Here is a 2,432-nt window from a genome sequence, read left to right on the forward strand (position 1 = left end):
GCCGTGCGGGCCGAGAAGCGGATCGAGGTCTGGGACGACGCACGGCTGAAGGGCCTGCTGCGGGATGCAGACGGGCGCGTGGTCGGGGCGCTGGTCGCGCGCGGACCGGGTGGAAAACTGACCGAGATCACAGCGACGGCGGTGGTGCTGGCCACCGGTGGGGCGGGCGGTCTGTTCGCGGCGACGACGACGCCTGCGGCCCTGAAGGGCGAGGGCATGGCGCTGGCGGCGCTGGCCGGGGGGGAAATACTCGATCCCGAGTTCGTGCAGTTCCACCCCACCGCCATCGACGTCGGTCTGGACCCCGCGCCTCTGGCGACCGAAGCCCTGCGTGGCGAAGGCGCGCGGCTGATCGACGGGCAGGGCGTCTTCTTGCTGGGCGAAGAGGATGATGCGGACCTGAAGCCGCGCGACGTGGTGGCGCGGGCGGTTCATGCGGCGCGGGCCTCGGGGCGCGGCGCCTATCTGGATGCGCGCACGGCCATCGGCGAGGCCTTCCCGCATGAGTTTCCGGCGGTGTTCGCCGCCTGCATGCGCGCCGGTCTGGACCCGCGCGTCAGCCCCATTCCGGTGATGGCGGCCTGTCACTATCACATGGGCGGGATCGCCGCCGATGCGGACGGACGCACGACGGTTCCGGGCCTGTTCGCCGTGGGCGAATGTGCGGCGACGGGGGTGCATGGCGCCAACCGGCTGGCGTCCAACTCGCTGCTGGAAGCCGCGACCTTCGGGCGGCGCGCAGGCGTGGCGGCGGCGAAAGGGGCGGGCGGCGGCAAACCCCTGCCGGTCGTGGCTGGGCCTGACCTGCCGGATGCGGCGATGGCGGAGCTGCGCGCGGGCATGACGGATCATGCGGGCGTGGTGCGGGATGCGGCGGGCCTGTCGGGTCTGATCGCCCTGATCGACCGGCTGGAGGCGCAGCATGGGGCAGCGGCGTCGCTTCTGGCGGCGCGCCTGATCGTGCAGGCCGCGCTGGACCGGCATGAGAGCCGGGGCGGGCATTATCGCGCTGACTATCCCCAGACGGCGGCGGTGGCGCAACATACGCGGGTGCGGCTGGTCCAGCCCGCGATCCTGGCGGTGGCGGAATGATGCGGACCCTTCCTGATCTGATGACCGAACCCGTGGTACGGATGGCGCTGGCCGAGGATCTGGGCCGTGCGGGCGACATGACGGCCCAGGCCTGCATCCCCGAGGGCGCGCGGATGAAGGCGGCTTTCGCAGCCAGAAAGCCCGGCGTTCTGGCCGGGATCGACGCGGTGCGTCTGGCGGTTCTGGCGATGGACCCCAGGGCGTCCATCGATGTGCGGCTGAACGACGGCGCGGCGCAGGTCAATGCCGAGCCTATTTTCTTCTCGGGTGCAGTCGAAATCGCGCCGAAGCTGGCCGGACGGGTCGAGCGTGTGCTTGCAGCCGAAGGCAGCCTCGTCGAGGCGGGCGCGGTGCTGGCAGTGGTTGAGGCGGATGCGCGGGGGTTTCTGTCGGCGGAGCGGACGGCGCTGAACCTGCTGGGGCGGCTGTCGGGCGTGGCCACCCTGACGCGCGCCTATGTCGAGGCGGTCGCGGGGACGAGGGCGAGGATCGCGGACACGCGAAAGACCACGCCGGGCCTGCGCGCGCTGGAGAAACACGCTGTGGCCTGCGGCGGGGGGATCAATCACCGCTTCGGGCTGGATGACGCCATCCTGATCAAGGACAATCATGTCGCCGTCTGCGGCGGGGTCGCCGAGGCCGTGCGCCGGGCCAAGGCTTTTGCGCCGCATCTGATGAAGGTGGAGGTCGAGGTCGACGGTCTTGATCAACTGGACGCGGTTCTGGCCCTGATCGGTGAGGGCGCGGCGCCGGACGTGGTGATGCTGGACAACTTCAGTCTGGCGGACCTGCGCACAGCGGTGGCGCGGGTTGCGGGCCGGATTACGCTGGAGGCGTCAGGCGGCGTCGATCTGACGACCGTGCGCGGCATCGCGGAAACCGGCGTGGATGTGATTTCGGTCGGGGCGCTGACCCATTCGGCGCCGGTGCTGGACATCGGTCTGGACGCGCTCTGAGGTCAGGCGCGTCCAGTTACGACGATATCAGGCGGGCGTAGCGGCCGTGGCGGTCTCGGCTTTGGGCGCCGTCTGAGCGGTGCGGGCCGGTTGCACGGCAGGCTGAGGCCGCGCCGCCGGAGCGGATGCCGCAGCAGCGACGGGTGTGGCGGCCTGAGGCGCCTGTGCGCGCGGCGCGGGAGCCTCGGCCTTGGGCGCAGCAGCAGGCGCGGCTGCGGGACGCGGGGCGGGCTGGGTGTGAGCTTCGGGCGCCGACAGGTTTTCTTGAGCCAGAACCAGCGAATAGGCCACGGCCTGTCCGGCCTGACGAGCCGCTTCGACCGGATTGATGCCGGCCTGGATCAGGCGCGGCTGCTCACCGCCCGTGGACGGACGGGGCGCATA

2 protein-coding genes and 1 pseudogene are annotated in these 2,432 nt (G+C 71.4%); 2 read left to right on the plus strand and 1 reads right to left on the minus strand.

Annotation, left to right across the window (positions count from 1 at the left end; translation table 11 throughout):
* Both QZ281_RS13640 and nadC read left to right on the plus strand, forming a co-directional pair.
* Positions 1 to 1,092: FAD-binding protein (locus QZ281_RS13640; protein WP_292229238.1), on the plus strand; the 1,092-nt coding region annotated here is incomplete at its 5' end.
* Positions 1,089 to 2,048: a carboxylating nicotinate-nucleotide diphosphorylase gene (nadC, locus tag QZ281_RS13645; RefSeq protein WP_292229240.1), complete on the plus strand. Its 960-nt coding sequence runs from the start codon at positions 1,089 to 1,091 to the stop codon at positions 2,046 to 2,048. The genes QZ281_RS13640 and nadC, both read left to right, overlap by 4 nt.
* A 27-nt stretch (positions 2,049 to 2,075) precedes the next feature.
* Here nadC and QZ281_RS13650 read toward each other — a convergent pair.
* Positions 2,076 to 2,432 (minus strand): annotated as a pseudogene (locus QZ281_RS13650) (hypothetical protein); the annotation flags it as partial.

The organism is Brevundimonas sp., from assembly GCF_018608325.1.
Taxonomy (GTDB): domain Bacteria; phylum Pseudomonadota; class Alphaproteobacteria; order Caulobacterales; family Caulobacteraceae; genus Brevundimonas.